Genomic DNA, 221 nt, shown 5'->3' on the forward strand with positions numbered 1-221 from the left:
CGGCCTCCTCGATCGCCTCGCGGACCGCGTCGCCGATCTCCATCTCCGCCGGCGCGTGCGGGGCGTTGAACGCGAGCGACACCTCGGCGGTGCCGTCGCTGATCGCTACGTCGTCGACGAGGCCCATCGAGACGATGTCGTCGCCGTTCTCGGGGTCCTCTACCGCGGCGCGGGCGGCGGGACGGCGAGCCGGCCGGACCTCCGCGGCCTGGCGGGCAACC

General features: G+C 75.1%; 1 protein-coding gene. It reads right to left on the minus strand.

Translation table 11 applies throughout. From position 1 onward, the window contains the following. The coding region (locus EXE45_RS19235) for an iron-sulfur cluster assembly protein (RefSeq protein WP_137695219.1) at nucleotides 1-221 on the minus strand (221 nt) is incomplete at both ends.

The organism is Halorubrum sp. SP9, from assembly GCF_005435015.1.
Classification (GTDB): domain Archaea; phylum Halobacteriota; class Halobacteria; order Halobacteriales; family Haloferacaceae; genus Halorubrum; species Halorubrum sodomense.